General features: G+C 49.5%; 18 protein-coding genes. 3 read left to right on the forward strand and 15 right to left on the reverse strand.

Annotated features, from left to right (window positions below; translation table 11 throughout):
- Window positions 1–29: 29 nt before the first annotated feature.
- From xrtD to cutA, 11 genes are all read right to left on the reverse strand, one after another.
- Window positions 30–1,631 carry a VPLPA-CTERM-specific exosortase XrtD gene (gene xrtD, locus EBA_RS17090; protein WP_192375816.1) on the reverse strand — a complete coding sequence of 534 codons (1,602 nt, stop codon included), beginning with the start codon at window positions 1,629–1,631 and terminating at the stop codon, window positions 30–32.
- 186 nt (window positions 1,632–1,817) lie between these two features.
- Window positions 1,818–2,345, reverse strand: a complete 528-nt coding sequence (locus EBA_RS17095; RefSeq protein WP_192375817.1) for a hypothetical protein — start codon at window positions 2,343–2,345, stop codon at window positions 1,818–1,820.
- Window positions 2,346–2,524: 179 nt separating this feature from the next.
- Window positions 2,525–3,721, reverse strand: a complete 1,197-nt coding sequence (locus EBA_RS17100) for a class I SAM-dependent rRNA methyltransferase (protein ID WP_192375818.1) — start codon at window positions 3,719–3,721, stop codon at window positions 2,525–2,527.
- Between the two features lie 6 nt (window positions 3,722–3,727).
- Window positions 3,728–4,414: a zinc-ribbon and DUF3426 domain-containing protein gene (locus EBA_RS17105; RefSeq protein ID WP_192375819.1), complete on the reverse strand. Its 687-nt coding sequence runs from the start codon at window positions 4,412–4,414 to the stop codon at window positions 3,728–3,730.
- On the reverse strand, window positions 4,377–5,261 hold the full coding sequence (gene prmA, locus EBA_RS17110; protein WP_192375820.1) for a 50S ribosomal protein L11 methyltransferase: 885 nt from the start codon (window positions 5,259–5,261) through the stop codon (window positions 4,377–4,379). Before prmA ends, EBA_RS17105 begins: the two co-directional genes overlap by 38 nt.
- Window positions 5,262–5,325: 64 nt before the next feature.
- Window positions 5,326–6,669 (reverse strand): acetyl-CoA carboxylase biotin carboxylase subunit, encoded by a 1,344-nt coding sequence (gene accC, locus EBA_RS17115; protein WP_192375821.1) that lies wholly within the window; start codon window positions 6,667–6,669, stop codon window positions 5,326–5,328.
- 20 nt (window positions 6,670–6,689) lie between these two features.
- Window positions 6,690–7,121, reverse strand: coding sequence for an acetyl-CoA carboxylase biotin carboxyl carrier protein (accB, locus tag EBA_RS17120; RefSeq protein ID WP_192375822.1), 432 nt, complete (start codon window positions 7,119–7,121; stop codon window positions 6,690–6,692).
- Window positions 7,111–7,572, reverse strand: a complete 462-nt coding sequence (aroQ, locus tag EBA_RS17125) for a type II 3-dehydroquinate dehydratase (RefSeq protein WP_192375823.1) — start codon at window positions 7,570–7,572, stop codon at window positions 7,111–7,113. The genes accB and aroQ overlap by 11 nt, the downstream gene beginning before the upstream one ends.
- Window positions 7,573–7,686: 114 nt before the next feature.
- Window positions 7,687–8,214, reverse strand: coding sequence for a TlpA family protein disulfide reductase (locus EBA_RS17130; RefSeq protein ID WP_192375824.1), 528 nt, complete (start codon window positions 8,212–8,214; stop codon window positions 7,687–7,689).
- Entirely contained in the window at window positions 8,211–10,427 is a 2,217-nt protein-coding gene (gene dsbD / locus EBA_RS17135) for a protein-disulfide reductase DsbD (protein WP_192375825.1), read from the reverse strand. Before dsbD ends, EBA_RS17130 begins: the two co-directional genes overlap by 4 nt.
- Entirely contained in the window at window positions 10,409–10,726 is a 318-nt protein-coding gene (gene cutA, locus EBA_RS17140; protein ID WP_192375826.1) for a divalent-cation tolerance protein CutA, read from the reverse strand. The genes dsbD and cutA overlap by 19 nt, the downstream gene beginning before the upstream one ends.
- A gap of 72 nt (window positions 10,727–10,798) precedes the next feature.
- On the opposite strand from cutA, the gene EBA_RS17145 reads away from it, so the two are divergent.
- A complete protein-coding gene (locus EBA_RS17145) occupies window positions 10,799–11,239 on the forward strand; it encodes an FxsA family protein (RefSeq protein WP_192375827.1) in 441 nt (146 codons plus the stop codon).
- Between the two features lie 61 nt (window positions 11,240–11,300).
- Here the strand turns inward: EBA_RS17145 and EBA_RS17150 are convergent, their stop codons facing one another.
- Window positions 11,301–11,537, reverse strand: a complete 237-nt coding sequence (locus EBA_RS17150) for a YgaP family membrane protein (RefSeq protein ID WP_192375828.1) — start codon at window positions 11,535–11,537, stop codon at window positions 11,301–11,303.
- 102 nt (window positions 11,538–11,639) lie between these two features.
- Between EBA_RS17150 and uvrD the strand changes: the two genes are divergently transcribed.
- Window positions 11,640–13,805 carry a DNA helicase II gene (uvrD, locus tag EBA_RS17155; protein WP_192375829.1) on the forward strand — a complete coding sequence of 722 codons (2,166 nt, stop codon included), beginning with the start codon at window positions 11,640–11,642 and terminating at the stop codon, window positions 13,803–13,805.
- 235 nt (window positions 13,806–14,040) lie between these two features.
- Here uvrD and pyk read toward each other — a convergent pair whose 3' ends face one another.
- Window positions 14,041–15,477, reverse strand: coding sequence for a pyruvate kinase (gene pyk, locus EBA_RS17160; protein WP_192375830.1), 1,437 nt, complete (start codon window positions 15,475–15,477; stop codon window positions 14,041–14,043).
- A gap of 9 nt (window positions 15,478–15,486) precedes the next feature.
- Window positions 15,487–16,500, reverse strand: coding sequence for a type I glyceraldehyde-3-phosphate dehydrogenase (gene gap, locus EBA_RS17165; RefSeq protein ID WP_192375831.1), 1,014 nt, complete (start codon window positions 16,498–16,500; stop codon window positions 15,487–15,489).
- A 270-nt stretch (window positions 16,501–16,770) separates the two neighbouring features.
- Here gap and ylqF point away from each other — a divergent pair, with 270 nt between their 5' ends.
- Window positions 16,771–17,691, forward strand: coding sequence for a ribosome biogenesis GTPase YlqF (gene ylqF / locus EBA_RS17170; protein WP_192375832.1), 921 nt, complete (start codon window positions 16,771–16,773; stop codon window positions 17,689–17,691).
- 84 nt (window positions 17,692–17,775) lie between these two features.
- On the opposite strand, the gene EBA_RS17175 is transcribed toward ylqF, so the two are convergent.
- Window positions 17,776–18,432, reverse strand: coding sequence for a methyltransferase (locus tag EBA_RS17175; RefSeq protein ID WP_192375833.1), 657 nt, complete (start codon window positions 18,430–18,432; stop codon window positions 17,776–17,778).
- Window positions 18,433–18,679: the final 247 nt, after the last annotated feature.

Consider the following 18,679-nt stretch of genomic DNA (forward strand, 5'->3'; position numbering starts at 1 on the left):
GAAAGCAATTAAACCACCACCATATTTTGTTAGCCCGGCAAAGCCGTATAAACAGGCACAATTACTTTACCCGGCAAATAAGCCGGTAACTCTGGTAGCAAATCTTTTAAAAACAGATGTAATCGTTGATCGGCGACAGCAATATCTTCGACCTTGTCCACGGGCGTAACCAGGCGAATTAGCGCTCCATCGGTACGATTCATAGTAATGGCATCATAGAATAGGTACCATTTCACCATATATTCATTGGTAATCATCCGACCACGCTGCTGAAACCAAAAATACACTAACTGTCTACTTTCGCCTTTTTGGATAATGGCTCGATTTACCTGTAACGCCTGCCCATCCAGTTGCAAATCAGCGAACTCGCGCTGCTCGAAACTGCTGATTTGCCAACCATCACCGGGAATGCAACTGCGCGGTGAATGCACTGCTGCGCCCTTGCGTTGCGACTGGTAATAAGCGCTATAAAAATTGACACTATTACGGGTTTCGGGCTGCATGAAATTGACAATAACATAATCGGTCAATTTCAACTCGTTTAGGTAAAACTGCGTCAAATAGTCATTACGCCCTTGCCAACTTCCCAATTTAGTGGGAAACGTTAAAAACGCTTTACGCTCCGGAATAATGTCTTCCCGCCCTTTAAATATCTCTGAAGCACCCGCTCCTATACAAAGCAAGAGCAATACGGCAAACACCGATTTGTTCAACACCACGACGATTTCTCGACGTGCTGTATGACTCCATTCTTCCGGAATCTGCACCAATTCACCCATCGCCAGTTTTCTGCCGCTAATTCGGCTAAAAACCCACATTTCAATAAATAGCAGCAGCATGCACAGTAAAAACACTGCCCAGCCTTCAAAATCATGCAGAAAGCCTTCGGCCATCTCCGTGCCCCAATTATCGACCAGCACACCGATGACACCTATCCGAAAACTATTCATAAAAATAGTTAACGGCATCGACGATAGGAAAATCAACAACTTCTGCCAGAACGGCCCTTTAAACAGATAAGCGCACAAGAAAGCCAGACTAGCCAACGGAAACAAGTATCGCAAACCGCTACAAGCGTCGACCACTTGTAACTTATAACTACCCAAATCGATAACATTCCCTTCCAGGTAAACCATGATGTCGCAAGCACGAATGAATTCCACGCCCAGCCAGGATGAAATTAATTGCAGTTTCGACGAAAGATTATTCAGGATGAATGAGGGAAAAGGCACCATGAAGATTAAAAACAACAAAGGGATAGCACCAACCCGCAACCCGCGCATACCGAATGCGCAGGCAAACATCCCCGTCAAAACGACCAAAAAAGCATATTGCTCCATGGTTTTTATGGTTGCCAATCCACCCAGGATAAAAAGAATTAAGCCTATGCCAATAACAATGAGGCCTGGAAGCGATGCTTTAAACGCTTGAACTAGAACCAACTCGCCGCGCCGTGCCCACAACAAGTAAATGGTGATAACAGGTATAAAAAAGCCGTGACTGTATTCCTCGACGTTAGTCCATGTCGTCGCCATTTCAATAAGGCTATCCCTGAACACCACGCAAAGCAGCAATAAAGCCGCACCCCATAATGACCAGATAATGGTCGGTTTCGTATTCTCTGTATTCATTCCGTGTCGAAAATAAGAATTGATGTTTAAATTTGTCCCATACCGACACTATTCGTGATGCAGTATCGACAATTCGTCCAGCTTACTAAACCGCCCAATCGCAATAGCGCCAACCGGTAAATCCAACCATTATCTCCAGGCTTTATTAAAGCCAGGTGACACCTCATCACAAGCCGAATCCCTCTGTTAAGCTTCGGTATCCACTGTGAAAATCGGATTTTTTTTGTCTTCTTCATTCAATTTGGCTTTCTCTTCTGGATAAATATGCCAAAAAGATTGATCGATTGCGCCGTCGGTATAGCTGTTTTTGCGCTCGTGTGTAAATGGACACCACCAGTTTTCCACTACTTTCACCAAATAAGCATGCCACTCGAACAAACCAACACTTACCGGGCAATACCAGGTGCAATTCAAAATCCAAAATAATTTCGATTGCGCCATACTGTATTTAAATGACCCGTCCATCGTAATCTGGTTTTTTAAATCATAACGGTGACTCGCCCTAGCCGGTAAAAAATCGCCCCATTTTTTAACATTTTGAGCACCCACCAATTTCAGACTCCAATAAGTCAAATAAGCGCTGGCAATCACAAACGGCAAGGTCAAGATCGGCAAATAGATAAACAGCAAGCCGATAGCCCTCGATATAACCGGCATCTGTTTATGATGGCAGCCAATATTGACACGGTCCGCACAAGATTCGCAGGCTTTCATGTTGGTTTCTCCTCTGGAGTCGTTATTATTATTTGCTCGCTATTGAGCAGTTGAAAAATGCTGCGACAACCTTCGCAACAGAATTTTTTTTGGCCTAGCACGGTATTGAGCTCAAATCCGGGAATCAACACCCGCTGACTGCATAGACCGCACTTGGGCTTAGAATCCGCCATGATTTGCTATAACCGGCTGGATACCGCACAGAAAAATGTTTTCAAATAATCGGTCTCGGGCAAAGCTGGATGAATCGGATGATCCGGGCCCTGACTACCGCTGCCAAAAAACACCAGATGCCGATCAATATGCCGCGCCGAAGAACGCAAAATCTCATGTAGATTATCTCTACTTAAATGATGCGAGCACGATGCCGATACCAAAATACCATTATTCGACAAAACTTGTAACGCCAAATGATTCAATCGGCGATAGGCTTCGTAACCCGCTTTGAAATCCTTTTTTCGCTTAATCAGCGCCGGCGGATCTAGCACGATCACATCGTAATGCTGTTGCTGTTCACGCGCTTGCTTCAAAAACTCAAATACGTCACTACGCACGAATTGCATTTTATCTTGCACCTGATTCAATTCCGCACTAGCCGAGGCCAACGCCAACGCGCTTTCGGAGCTATCGACACAAAACACTTCAGCAGCACCTGCAACCGCCGCAGGAATACCCCAAGCGCCGGCATAACTGAATAAATCCAGCACTTTTAAACCACGACAGGATTTCGCCAACTGCGCTCTGCTATTGCGGTGATCGTAAAACCAACCGGTTTTCTGGCCTTCCGCGACATTAACGATAAAGCGCACCTTGTTTTCTTCGATCAGTAACTGCTCGGGCAGCACGCCGTAAACCAACTCCGGCTCCAATGACAGATTTTCCAATTGGCGTTGACTATTATCGTTTTTCAGCAGAATAGCCGTTGGCTCCAGTAGCTCAAGCAAAATCTTGACCAACACATCCTTATGTCTCTCCATTCCCGCCGTGGTGATTTGCACGGAAAGCACAGCACCGAAGCGATCAATCACCAAGCCCGGTAGACCATCGCTCTCGCCAAACACCAAGCGATAGTAAGGTTTGTCGAACAAGCGCTCACGCAAATCCAAAGCTTGGGTCAAACGCGCTTTAAAAAAGTTTTCGCTGATTTTGATATTGGTTTTACGCGTCAGCAATCGCGCACAAATTAATGCATGAGGATTCAGATAAGCTACGCCCAAAGCCTTACCGCCAGCATCATGAACAAGAACCAGGTCGCCAGCCGTAAATTGCTCCAACGGACTGCGCTGGCTATCGACCTCGTTACTGAACACCCATAAATGCCCTTGTCGCAGGCGTTTGTCTTCGTTTTTTTTCAGAAAGAGTTGCGGGTAGCTCATGTTGCCCTAAAGTAAGTTAAAGGTATAACCGCCTATTGGAGCGGTAGGTGCCACAACAGCCAACCGAATTTCAACCGTTTGTTCGGTGGCCAGACTTGTTAGTTTGGGCAGATACTCGGATGCGCTAAACATACGCCCGGCAATTGCCTGTCCATTAAAATTCAACAAGGTCAATTTTAAATCGGGCACTATTTGCGTAAATAACGCTTGATTGCTAACTGCAGCGCTAAACAAATAGCTGCCATCAGTCTGAACCTGCAAGTTGCTATGCGAAACACTCCACTCCTCACGATTTCTATAAGGCGGTAACCGGCAAGCGATCGCGGAACAGATTTTATCCAAACCTACCCTGATCTGTGGCTGCATAGTTAAACGATAGCCTTCGAAATAGAGTACTTGCGCCAGTAACAGTACCGACATTAAGCTGGTTGCGACAAGCCAAACCGCCGGAGTCTGCGGCCGCCTGTCTGAAATTTGCTTATCCTGATAATGCAAATCGTCGGCTAATACTGCGTCTTCCTGTTCACTAAGAAATCGTAGCGTATCGAAAGATTTGCCGCATGCCGAACAATTCAACAATCCACGCCGTTGCCGTAAATGCTCGACAGTAATTTCGTGTTGCTTATCGCAATGCGGACATCGACTATACATCGATTTAGTCAGGTTTATAGGCATCCAATCGACACCAGTCATCCTGGCTAACCGGCGGTTCGACAATGAAACCGCATTCGCGATAAGCTGCCGCTACAGACTCAGCCTGTTCGTTTAAAATCCCCGACAAAACCAACTGCCCACCTGGCCTGACCAACGCGCCAATGGTTGATGCCAGCTCGATTAGCGGCTTGGCGAGAATATTGGCAAGTACCAAATCCGCGGCAAACGCGGAAAACTGTTCAGGTAGATAATAATTGATACGTTGTTCCACCTGGTTTTTTTCGGCGTTGTATTGACTGGCAGTCAAGGCTTGCGGATCAATATCGACCGCATGCGCTTGCTTGGCGCCTAGTAACAGCGCTGCCACGGCAAGAATACCCGAGCCACAACCGTAGTCGATTAATACTTTGTCTTTAATATCGTTATCCGCCAACCATTCTAAACACAATGCCGTAGTCGGATGCGTTCCAGTACCGAAAGCCAAACCCGGATCCAAGGTCATACAAACCGTGCCTGGCTCATGCCTTTCCTGACCGCTGGGACAAATCCACAAACGATTGGCAAATTTCATTGCCTGGAAATGCTCCATCCACGCCCGCTCCCAGGCCTGATCCTGCAAAACCTCGGCCACCCATTCCTGCAAGGGCTGACCGATGAATTGATTGAACAGCAAGTTGCGAACAATATCCGGATCGGTATCGAGCTCGAACAAGGCAGTGACCCGAGTACGAGTCCAGATTTTAGTTTGATCGATGGCAGGCTCGTAAACCGGCTCATCATCGGCATCGCTGTAAGTCACCGAAACCGCGCCCAATTCGCTGAAAAACTCCGATACGTCAGGAGCGGTGGTTTCGTCGGTAATGATGGAAAGCTGATGCCAGGCCATAGTTATAAAGAGCTTTTAGCTGGGGATAAACACGTCATTTCCACAATACTCATCCCCAAACTGATTAATGGATACCCAATTTCTTTTCCAGATAATGGATATTTTGCCCCCCCAGGGCGAAGGCCGCGTCAGCCATAATGCTTTGTTGCAAAGGGATGTTGGTTTTGATGCCGTCTATCACCATTTCGCTCAGCGCGGTCTTCATCCGGGCAATCGCGCTGGCCCTATCGTCGCCGTGCGCGATTAGCTTGCCAATCATAGAATCGTAATACGGCGGCACTTTATAGCCATTATAGATGTGCGTCTCGCAACGGATACCAGGGCCACCCGGCATATGGAATTGATCGATCACTCCTGGGCTGGGCATAAAGGTTTTCGGGTCTTCCGCATTCAAACGGCATTCGATGGCATGACCGGTAAACTTCACCTGCTCTTGCGTGATCGATAAAGGCTCGCCGGCAGCGATGCGCAGCTGTTCCTTCACAATATCGAAACCGGTAATCATCTCGGTCACCGGATGCTCAACCTGCACTCGCGTGTTCATTTCAATGAAATAAAATTCGCCTTTCTCATAGAGAAACTCGAAAGTACCGGCGCCCAAATAGCCAATTTCTCGACAAGCCAGCGCGCAACGTTCGCCCATTTGTTTACGTTGCTCTTCGGTAATACCCGGCGCCGGCGCTTCTTCGACGACTTTTTGATGGCGACGCTGCATAGAGCAATCGCGCTCGCCCAAATGTATTGCGTTGCCGAACGAATCCGCTAAAACCTGAAATTCGATATGGCGAGGATCTTCCAAAAATTTTTCCATGTAAACGGTACTGTTCCCGAATGCGGTACCGGCTTCCGCTTTGGTCATTGCAATTGCATTCAGCAACGCGCTTTCGGTGTGCACTGTACGCATGCCGCGACCGCCGCCGCCACCAGCCGCTTTGATGATCACGGGATAACCGATTTCCCGGGCCATATTCAGATTAGTTTCCTCGTCCTCACCCAATGGATCGCCATTCCCAGGCACACAAGGAATACCCGCAGCATGCATGGCTTTCTTTGCGGAAATTTTGTCTCCCATCATGCGAATGGTTTCAGGCCTCGGACCAATAAATACAAAACCGCTTTGGCTGACTTTCTCGGAAAAGTCCGCATTTTCGGATAAAAAACCATAGCCGGGATGGATGGCTTCGGCATCCGTCACTTCGGCCGCACTGATAATTGCCGGTATATTCAAATAGCTACCAGCCGATGCGGCCGGCCCGATACAGACGGCTTCATCAGCCAGTCTTACATGTTTTAAATCGCGGTCTGCTTCTGAATAGACCGCCACCGTTTTAATGCCCAATTCGCGACAGGCCCGCAAAATGCGCAAAGCAATCTCGCCGCGATTGGCGATAACAATTTTCTCAAACATTAGTCGAGCCCCTTTGTCGGTTATTCGATGATGAACAAAGGTTGGCCGTATTCGACCGGATGGCCGTTTTCAACCAGAATTTGTTTGATTTTGCCGCTTTTATCCGCCTCGATCTGGTTCAAAATTTTCATGGCCTCGATAATGCACAACGTTTGCCCGTTGCTAACCGACTGGCCGATCTCGACAAATGATGCCGAACCAGGCGACGCCGAACGGTAAAAGGTACCGACCATCGGTGATTTAACGACATGACCGCTGATTTTTTCTTCAACTGGAGCTGTAGCAACCGCTGCTGCGGCTACGGGTGCAGCAATAGGCGCGGCATATTGCACGGGTGCCGCCGCCGAATAACGGCTGATTTTCACTGATTCTTCGCCTTCACGAATCTCTATTTCAGCAATATCGGATTCCTCGATAAGATCAATCAGTTTTTTTATTTTTCTAATATCCATTGTTCTGAATTCTCTCTAGTAATATCTGATGAGCGGCTTGCAAAGCCAATTCGTAACCGTTCGCCCCCAATCCACAGATAACGCCGACGGCGATATCCGAAAAATACGAATGCTTCCTGAAAGGCTCACGGGCATGCACGTTCGATAAATGTACTTCTATGAATGCAATCTTGGTTGCCAGCAAGGCATCGCGAATCGCCACGCTGGTATGAGTAAATGCGGCGGGGTTGATAATGATAAAATCAACTCCCTGCCGATAGGCTTGATGTATTTGTTCAATAATTTCGTGCTCGGCATTACTTTGCAGAAAACTCAATTGATGTCCAAGCGACCGAGCCAATTGTTCCATTCCTTGCTGAATGCTCTGCAATGTTTTACTGCCGTATAAGCCTGGCTCTCGAACACCTAACAGGTTTAAATTCGGTCCATTAAGAACAGTGAGGTTTGCCATTGCCGGTGCTGAACAAAAAATACTATATAAAAAGGGAATTCTCCCTAATTTGTAGGTTTTTGTCCAGATAAACCGTTTTTCACCTCATTAGGCATCGTTTTACCGACTTTTCAGTTATTTTGCCGTCAACAACGGCACAATCACTTCCAATACTTTCTCTCGCGTCAGTTCGCCCAATTGATGATGCACGATTTGTCCTTGTTGATTAACGATGACTGTGAACGGCAAGGTATTGATCACATTACCCAACTGCTGCGCCAGCAGCGTTGCACCGTCGCCACCAATTAACACGGGGTAATTGATCTTGATACGCTTTAAATATTCTTCTACTGCTTGTTTATCATCGATGGCTATGCCGACAAATTGCAGCCCTTTATCTTTATACTCTTCCTGAAGTTTTATAAACTCGGGAATTTCCCTCAAACAAGGCGGACACCAGGTTGCCCAGAAATTGATAATCAATATCTTGCCTTGCCATTGCGTGACCGACTGCGGCTTATCCGCCAGATCGGGCAAGCTGAAATTCAATTGTGAAGCCGGTTGCCGGTCTCCAACGGCTGCAAAGTATTGCCTGGCAAATAGACCACTCGCTATCGCAATAACGGCAACACAGGTAACGATCAGTATGATTTTTTTATTCATAGTTGCTGCAAGGTTTTTAGAAAAGTAGCGGCATCCTGATAGCCAATCACGCGCTGAGCAGCCCGCTCCCGCCCATCTGTACCGAAAAATATAATGCCTGGCGGCCCAATCAGCTCGAAGCGTTTTAACAAGGCTTTGTCCGCCTCATTGTTAGCGGTGACGTCCGCTTGCAACACCACGAAATTCGCTAGCTGCTGCTTTACCTGCGGATCGGTGAAGGTATAAGCCTCCATCTCCTTACAGGAAACACACCACTCGGCGTAGAAATCCAACATCACCGACTTTCCGCTGACAGATGCTTGCTCGACGCGTTGCTCCAATTCCGTTACCGACGCCACCCGCTGAAAGTCTAGGCCTTGAACAGGCTGCGCTTGGACACCCAAACTCATACCCTGCAGCGGCTGCAGCGGATTACCATTGCCGGCACTCAGACCAATCAACTGCAATATCCCAAACACCAGCATGATAATGCCCAGACCCTTCCAAAGCTTGCGCCAACCTGATGCCGCTTCCGGCAGCCCGTCGATGGCGCCGAGAAATATGGCCGAAGTCACCAATAATAAAGACCACAAAAACATCGTCACGGCTACCGGCAGAATCCGCGACAGCATCCACACCGCCACGGCCAACATCGCCACGCCGAATACCGCCTTAGTGGCGTTAAGCCAATCGCCAGCCCTAGGCAACAGCTTCCCAGCCGACGCACCCAACAACAATAACGGTGCGCCCATCCCCATCGCCATCACAAATAATGCCGAACCACCCAACACCACATCGCCGGTTTGACCGATATAGATTAACGCCGCAGCTAGCGGCGCAGCCACGCAAGGCCCGACAATCAGCGACGATAGCGCCCCCATAATACCGGCCCCCAAATAAGAACCGTCACGATGCTTATCGCTAGAATGATGCAGTGCTGATTGCAGCGACTTCGGCAGCTCCAAGTGGTAAAAACCAAACATCGACAGCGATAACACCACGAACAAGCCCGAAAACACTGCAATTACCCAAGGCTCTTGAAAGGTCGCTTGCAGATTGCTGCCGAACAAAGCGGCCAATACCCCAAATACGGTGTACATCAAGGCCGACGCAAACACATAGCTCAAGGACAGCAAAAAGGCTTTGCGAGTACCGATTTGATCACCATGCCCAACGATAATACCGGATAAGATCGGAATCATCGGAAACACACAAGGCGTAAAAGCCAGCAACAAACCAAATCCAAAAAAACTGAATAAGGTCAGCGCCAAACTGTCATGCCGCAAGGCGTTGACGATTTTGTCCTGCTCCGATAACTCGGCCATCACAGCCGGCTTGGGTTGCGGCGAAGTATCCGTTGGCGGCAAATCAAGACTTATCTCGGATTGCATCGGCGGATAGCAAACCCCGCGGTCGGCGCAACCCTGAAATTTTGCCAACAATTTGATGGTTTCGGCTGCCGAACCTGCACGCAGCAGTGGAATGTCGACACTAATCCGGTTTCGGTAGATTTGCACCTGCCCGAATTCTGCGTCGTGGTACGCCGCACCTTCCGGCAGCTGCAGAGGCGTCAGGCGCGTTTGTGTCGAATCTTCCAACTTTAAAACCAGCTTATCCTTATAAAGATAATAACCTTCGGCAATTTGCCAGCTGGCTTGCACGGTATGCGGGTCTTTCAGACCGGCAAAAAACTGAAACGCTTGATCCGGCGGCAATAACTCGCTGGAAAACAAACCGGGCGTCAACCCCTTCAAACCTTTCACAAATTGGTTAAGCGCATCGCCGCTTGCGCTTGGCGGCGCAGTGGGTAACACCACATCCAACACCACCTTTTGCGGTGGGTAACAAACGCCGGCGTCCGCGCAACCTTGATACTTGACCAACAGCTTTAACTGGGTTTCATGATTTTGATTAATCAGCGGCAACACCACATCGAGCGCGCTCCGGTACACGACCATGTCCCCCAAACTTGGATCATGCTCACTAATCCCTTCCGGCATGGAGGCCTGACCGAGTTGAATCGATTCGGTTTGCGACTGAAATTTGGTTTTATCCCTATAAAGATGATAACCCTCAGCAATCTGCCAGTGCAGCTCGACTTTATCGGCGGCTTCGGCAGTGGCCGTTAACTTAAACGCTTGCTCAGGCGGCAAAAAATCCTGGGCATCCAGCGCCGCCGCAGTACGCAAAAAAACAGCCAACAAACATAATAAAATCAGTCGATGCCAAGGCATGAGTCTATCCATTTCAAATAATTCAGCGAGCCGCGTTCTATCGCGACCGCAATAATTTCCGGGAGTTGGTAAGGGTGCAGATCTTTCAACGCTGCTTCAATTGCCGCATAGCGGTCTTGATGACTTTTGATGAGCAGTAAATGTTCCTGTGCTATTTCAACTTTACCCTGCCATTCGTAAACAGAACGAACACCGGGCAATATATTCACGCAGGCTGCCAGTTTTTGGCTTATTAGAGCGCCGGCAAGCTTATCGGCAAACTCGGCGTCCGGACAGGTACAAAGAATCAATTGATACATCGCGATATTATCCTGGAATTTGCACCAAGATGCTCTTAGTATTAGCGGCTTTTTACCGCAACCGAGCTCACCATGAAAACCATGCAAATTCTGTTTATCGCTTTTTTGATCGTGCCGTTTGTGGAAATTTACGTACTATTGCAAGTCGGAGGATTAATCGGCGCTTTCCCGACTATTTTATTGGTGGTGTTTACCGCGGTTTTGGGCGCTTGGCTGCTACGTCGCCAAGGCTTCGCAACCTGGCAGCGCTTCCAATCGGCATTGGCGCAAGGCGAGCTGCCGGCGTATGAAATGATCGAGGGACCGATATTGCTGGTAGGCGGAGCGTTGCTATTGACGCCGGGGTTTTTCACCGACATGTTGGGTTTCGCTTGTCTAATTCCGACTTTACGCAGAAAAATTGCGCAGTACATTATCGAGCATCATTTGCTGCAAACCCAAGTGGGCTCAATATTTCAGCAAGCGCGAAACTCGCAGACCATTATTGAAGGCGAATACCACAAAAAAGAATAACGAAGCATTCTTGAATCCGAATCCGCGCCTGAGCCGCGGATTCGGCGCTAGCAAGGACAGCTTATTGACTATCGGATGCCGCAGTGCTTCCCAAGGTATTTTTGTCCAGACTGGAATACGCAGGACACCATCCGGAATAACTGGTGGCAACCAATACCAAGCCCACCAACAACATCAAGATACTAGCGGTAAACAGCGAAGCACTCAGCAATACCACCCCTGAAACCATACGGACTTTCTTATCTTTCTCGCCGATGTTGTGCTCAAACTTAATCAAACGTTTATAATCGAAGCTCATTTCCAATCCTCTCTGTGTTGTAGTTATTAGTCCCGACGCAAAGCTTTCCTTTAAAAGGCAAGCAAATATACACAGCTCATCAAAATCTGCAAGTTATAAAAAATGGATGTCTCTTCTATTATTGCCTCTTTAAACGACGACCAGCGCTTGGCCGTTTCTGCGCCGATGCAAGCCATGTTGGTGCTAGCCGGTGCCGGCAGCGGCAAAACCCGGGTACTGGTGCATCGCATCGCTTGGCATATCCAGATCAACCAGATTTCGCCCTACAACATTCTGGCGGTGACGTTTACCAACAAGGCCGCCAACGAAATGCGCAACCGCATCGAGGACTTACTCGAGACCCCAACCCGCGCGATGTGGATAGGCACTTTCCACGGCTTGGCCCACCGCTTGTTGCGGCAACACGCCAAGCAAGCCAAGCTGCCGGACACCTTTCAGGTAATGGATAGCGACGACCAATTGCGCATCATCAAACGTCTGATGAAAAACCTGAATCTGGACGATAGCAAATGGCCGCCGAAACAGGCGCAATGGTTTATCAACGCGCAAAAAGACGAAGGTATCCGCGCCAAGCATATGCAGGACAACGGCGATTTTTATAACCGGCAGATGAAGCAGGTTTATCTGGCTTACGAGGAAGTATGCCAGCGCTCCGGTCTGGTCGATTTTGCCGAGTTACTGCTGCGCGCTCACGAACTGCTGCGCGATAACGACGATTTGCTGGCTTTTTACAAGCAACGCTTTCAGCAAGTCCACGTCGACGAGTTTCAGGACACCAACACCATACAATACGCCTGGCTGCGACTGCTCACCGAGGGCAACAACAATCTGTTCGTGGTCGGCGATGACGATCAATCGATCTATGGCTGGCGCGGCGCCAAAATCGAAAATATTTTTAATTTCCAAAAGCACTATCCCGAGCACGACATTGTCCGCCTGGAGCAAAACTACCGCTCCACCGGCCACATCCTGAAAGCCGCTAATACCCTGATCGCCAATAACGACAACCGGATGGGCAAGGAATTATGGACCGACGCCGGTGAAGGTCAGGCCATTTCTCTGTACTCGGCATTTAACGAGCAAGACGAAGCGTATTTCGTGGTCGAGAAAATTCGGCAATGGGTTAAAGACGGCGGTTTGCGCAGCGATACCGCGATTCTGTATCGTTCCAACGCCCAATCGCGGCAATTTGAAGAACGTCTGATGACCACCGCCACCCCTTATCGGGTTTACGGCGGCCTGCGCTTTTTCGAGCGGATGGAAATCAAGAACGCCCTCGCCTACTTGCGCCTATCCACCAATCCGCACGACGACCCTTCCTTCGAGCGAGTGGTGAATACTCCGACGCGCGGCATCGGCGCCAAAACCCTGGACGACATGCGCATTCTAGCCCGTGAACTGCAGTTATCGCTCTGGCAAGCAGCCTTGGCGATGCTGGAACAAAATCAATTATCGGCGCGCGCCGCCAATGCCTTGCGCGGCTTTTTAAACCTTATTATTGCGCTGGGCGAAACCACTAAAGACTTGAGCCTACATGAAACGGTCAAACAAGTCGTCGAAACCAGCGGCCTGATCGAGCTGTATAAAAAAGAAAAACAAGACAAAGGCGAAGCGCGGGTGGAAAACCTGGAGGAGCTGGTCAATGCCGCCCGCTTGTTCGATTACGATAGCGAAAATGCGGAAAACATGGGCGAATTGGACATGTTTTTAGCGCATGCGGCGCTGGAAGCCGGCGAAATGCAAGGCGAAGTCGATGAAGATTGCGTGCAACTAATGACACTACATTCCGCCAAGGGCTTGGAATTCAAGTTGGTATTTCTGGTCGGTTTGGAAGAAGGCTTATTCCCTTCTCAGCAAGCGCTAGACGACGCTGGCCGTTTGCAGGAAGAGCGCCGCCTCTGCTACGTTGGCATCACCCGCGCCATGCAACAGCTGTATCTAACCCATGCAGAATCGCGGCGCCTGTACGGCAAGGACAGTTATCCGCGAGCCTCGCGGTTTTTACGCGAATTGCCGCAGGAGTCAATTCAAGAAATCCGCCTACGCGCGAATGTGAGCAGACCGGCCGTCGGCAGCGCACCGCAAACGAAAAGCTTGGGCAGCAAAGGTACTTACAAACTGGGCCAGCCAGTCAGGCACGAAAAATTTGGCGAAGGAGTGGTACTGCAAATGGAAGGCGAAGGCGAACAGGAACGGGTGCAGATCAATTTCCGCAACGCCGGTATCAAATGGCTGATGCTGGCATACGCCAAGTTAGCGACGGTTTAATCATTTCCCACGGAGACGCCGAGCACTTGGGGCTGCCTCACGCATGAGCATCTGAATGCTCAATTAGCATCTATGGTTGCCAATAACACAGCGCTATATCAGTCGGATGCTTACCCGACGCATTTAGCGCTGATTACAGGTCATTACACTTAGGCTAATTGTTAAATCCCGGATATAAAAAAGGGGGCGTCGCTTGCACGACACCCCCCTTTGCAGATCAACCGACTTTTAGAAATTAATCTTCGGTCACGTTGATGACTTTCATCGAATTGGTTCCACCGCTGGCGCCGGTTAAATCGCCTTTGGTTCGAATCAATGCATCGCCCGGTTTCACAACACCACGCGTTTTCAAGGCCTTAATCAGGCTTTGCGTCACGCTGGCCGATTCCATTTTTTCTTTGGCAAACGGAATTGGGAACACGCCCTTGTATAGGGTCACTCGGCCCAAGGTGCGTTCCTGACTGCTGAATGCAAAGATAGGAATTTCGGAGCTGATCCGTGACATCCACAGCGGCGTCGAACCCGACTCGGTCAAAGAGGCGATACCGGCGATTTTGGTATGGTTCGCCAAATACATGGCAGACATCGCGATCGCTTCATCAATAGTCGAAAAGCTATCGGTCATGCGGTGATGCGAATGGGTTACGCTAGGCTGTTTCTCGGTTTCCACGCAAATCCGTACCATGGCTTGCACGGTTTTCACCGGATGCTTGCCTGATGCCGTTTCCGCCGACAACATGATCGCATCGGTACCGTCGACGATAGCGTTAGCCACGTCAAATACTTCAGCACGCGTTGGGATCGGATTTTCGATCATCGACTCCATCATTTGCGTCGCCGTGATAACCACCCTGTTCAACTCTCTGGAGCGTTTGATCAAAAGCTTTTGAGCCGCAGGCAAATTAGCATCACCAATTTCCACACCCAAATCGCCACGCGCGACCATGATTGCATCGGAAGCCAGAATGATTTCGTCGATAACTTCCATCGCTTCAGCCCTTTCGACTTTAGCAACCAAACCGGCATAGCAACCTACCGCTTCCAGCAACGCACGAGCTTCGTGCATATCGTCGGCAGTGCGTGGAAATGAAATAGCCACGTAATCGGCACCGATGACACCAATCGTTTTGATGTCTTCTTTGTCTTTGTCAGTCAAAGCTGCCGCCGACAAACCGCCACCCAACAAGTTGATGCCTTTGTTATTGGACAAATCGCCGCCCACCACTACGGTGGTGTTAACGCGGGTATTGTCGATGACGTTAACCACATCCAGCACCACCCGACCATCATCCAATAACAGACGGGTACCGGGTTTAACTTCGCGAGCCAAAGGTTCGTAGCTGATGCCGACTTGGGTATTGTCGCCATCGAGTTTACCCAGGTTAATATCCAGCGCAAAAGCCTGACCTTCTTCCAGCCGGACTTTATTTTCTTTAAAGCGCTCGATGCGGATTTTCGGACCTTGCAAATCGGCCAAAATACCTACGCGGCGACCGGTTTTTTTGCTAAGTGCTCTGACCCGATTGGCGCGCTCAATATGATCCTGCGCCGAACCGTGCGAGAAATTCAAACGCACAACATCGATTCCGGCCTCGAACAACTCTTCAAGTACACCGGGTTTATCCGTGGCAGGTCCCAGCGTCGCCAGGATTTTCGTTCTTCGTAACAGCATGTAAACCCTTTATTTGGCGTTGAACAAAGCAACCGTGGTATCGAGCATACGGTTTGAGAAACCCCATTCGTTGTCGTACCAGGACAGAACTTTCACGAAGTTGCCGCCGGTGACTTTGGTCAGGCCTGCTTCGTAGATTGAAGAATGTGGGTTGTGGTTGAAGTCCATGGACACCAATGGCTCATCGTTGATCGCCAAAATGCCTTTCAATGGACCCGCCGCCGCTTCGCGCAAAATGCTGTCGATTTCTTCTTTGGTGGTGTTTCTGGAAGCTTGGAAGCACAAATCGACCACAGAGACGTTGATGGTTGGCACGCGCATGGCGAAACCGTCCAGCTTGCCTTTCATTTCCGGCAACACCAATCCTACCGCGGCAGCAGCACCGGTTTTGGTTGGGATCATGGATTGCGTGGCGGAACGGGCACGGTGCAAGTCGCTGTGATACACGTCGGTTAACACTTGATCGTTGGTGTAAGAATGGATGGTGGTCATCAAACCGTGATCGACACCGATAGTGTCCATCAAAGGTTTAACCAGCGGCGCCAAGCAGTTGGTGGTGCAAGAAGCATTGGAGATGACAGTGTCGGACGCTTTCAAGGTGTGATGGTTAACACCATAAACAATCGTTGCATCGACATCGCTGCCACCGGGGGCGGAGATGATGACTTTTTTCGCACCAGCGGTAATGTGAGCTGAAGCTTTAGCTTTGCTGGTGAAAAAACCAGTAGACTCCAGCACAACGTCGACACCTAGTTCCCCCCACGGCAATTTAGCAGGGTCTCTTTCAGCTAATACGCGAATTTTGTCGCCGTTGATCACGATGTAATCGCCGTCGACAGACACATCAAACTGGAATTTACCGTGTACGGTGTCGTACTTGGTCAAGTGTGCGTTGGTTTTGGAATCGCCCAAATCATTAATTGCGACGACTTGGATCTCGTTGGTGCGACCTGATTCGTACAAAGCGCGCATGACATTGCGACCGATACGACCATAACCGTTAATTGCAACTTTAATTGCCATAGAGTTTTCTCCGGGATGAGTGTGAAAGACTTGCGTCGAGATGTGCCGAAAGCACCAAAAATAGACTGGATTGTAGCAAAAACCAGCAATCTACGTCTACCGTCGCCATGCGCTTAGGCGCCTCCAATTGCTAATAAATCAAGAAAAGCCCACACCACGACAGACTTGACGAATCCCTTACTCGCAATTTATCTCAGCTGTGCGGAAAAATGACCGAACCCGAGTGCTGTACAATGGCCCACTGTTCCCGCTTTTAAAGAGACACAAAACATGCAAATCCAATGGTTCCCCGGCCACATGCACAAGGCCAGTAAGGAGATCAAGTACGCCTTGCCCGACATCGATTTGCTAATCGAAATTCTCGACGCGCGCATTCCTTACAGCAGCCAAAACCCGATGCTGGCAAGCCTGCGAGGCGACAAACCCACCATCCGCGTGCTCAGCAAAACTGATTTAGCCGATCCTGAATTGACAAAAGAGTGGCAAACCTATTTAGAACGGGAACAAGCTGTCAAAACCCTGGCTGTCACCACCCAACAACCGGAGAAGATCAAACAGATTATCGACTTGTGCGCGAAGATGCTGCCGGAGAAAACCGCCGCCAACAAGGTAATCCGCACCATGATCATGGGCATCCCCAACGTCGGCAAATCCACAATCATCAATGTGCTGGCCGGGCGCACCATCGCCAAAACCGGCAACGAACCGGCCGTCACCAAACACCAGCAACGCATCAATTTAGGCAATAACATAGTCCTCTCCGACACCCCCGGTGTACTCTGGCCCAACGTGGAAAACCGCCACAGCGGCTATCGATTGGCGGTCACCGGCGCGATCAAGGACACCGCGTTTCAACACGATGACATCGCGCTGTATGCCTTGGAATATCTGCGCAAAGCCTACCCGGAGCGCCTAAGCCAGCGCTATCGTTTGGATCCTTTGCCCGAGGAACCGCTCGCACTACTAGAAGCTATCGGCGCCAAACGCGGCTGTTTGCGTAGCGGCGGCATCGTCGAACTGGATAAAGCCGCCAAACTACTAATGAACGAATTTAGAGCCGGCACCCTGGGTCAAATTACCCTGGAAACCCCGGAAATGATAGAAGCGGAAATGGTGGAACTGACAGCCATTCGCGAGCAAAAAGCCGCCAAGCAAGCAGCAAGGCGGCGCGGTAACAACCCGCAGAGTTAAAAGTCGCCAAACTAGCTGTGCTCCGGCAGGAACTTAGCCGCAACTTATCAGTTCACCGCGCCCCAGCCCCGGACGAATAAACTATTAGGCCTTCATCACTTTATATATATGATGCGCGCCGGCATGATTAACGGTGCTTTCTTCCACGGTAACCGAAAAACCGAAATCCGGGCCGATGTTTTTCGGATCGTGCTCCTCGCCGACAAATTCCGAATAGGGAATATAAATCCGCGTGTGCTCGGTAATGTAGTCTTTAACTTGATGGAAAAACCGTTTCAATATATCGCGCCCGCCGTCTTCGTTCAGCCCGAAGGTACCGTCGGACGGGTAATAATTGAAATTAAAAACAATCAGGTCGAATAGCGCGTGCGGCACATCGGCAAATAAATCGCTGTGCAGAAAATCAATAGGCGCCAATTCAGGATTCAGGTGCGTATTTTCCAAGGTGCAATGCACCGCGTCCTGATTAAAGTCCACACCCATCACGCTTTCACAGCCTATCTTTTTTAACAAAAACGCGAAATAGCCGCTGCCGCACCCCATGTCCAAAGCCATTTCAGCGGGCGGCTGTTGCAGAATGAAATTTCCGAAAAAAGAGCTGGTCAGTCCAAAGTCGGACGGAAACACATTTTTGGCAATTTTCAAGTTTATGCCATCCAATTCCGTCATATAAGGTTGTTTATCCAAATAGTGGGCCAATTCCTGCTTGCGAGCATCGATGCTCATATCCGGCTGTTTCATAATTTACGATGTTGAGTTGCGCCATGCTTTTGGACGCCTTTGTTTTAGGAGCCTGCCGTGAACGGCTGGCCAGTTCATGCTTGAATCGTACAGCAAACAACCGCTAGCAACCAAGCCCTATGCAGTTATCGCTAACCCTGCGGCGGCGGCAACTTCGGCCAACTGACTGCCTTTGACCCCGCCACTCGGTCGGAATGTGAGACAGCAACGGGCAATTTGCCCGACTTTTTCGGGCAAATATCAGCTT

Source organism: Methylomonas albis (assembly GCF_014850955.1).
Taxonomy (GTDB): domain Bacteria; phylum Pseudomonadota; class Gammaproteobacteria; order Methylococcales; family Methylomonadaceae; genus Methylomonas; species Methylomonas albis.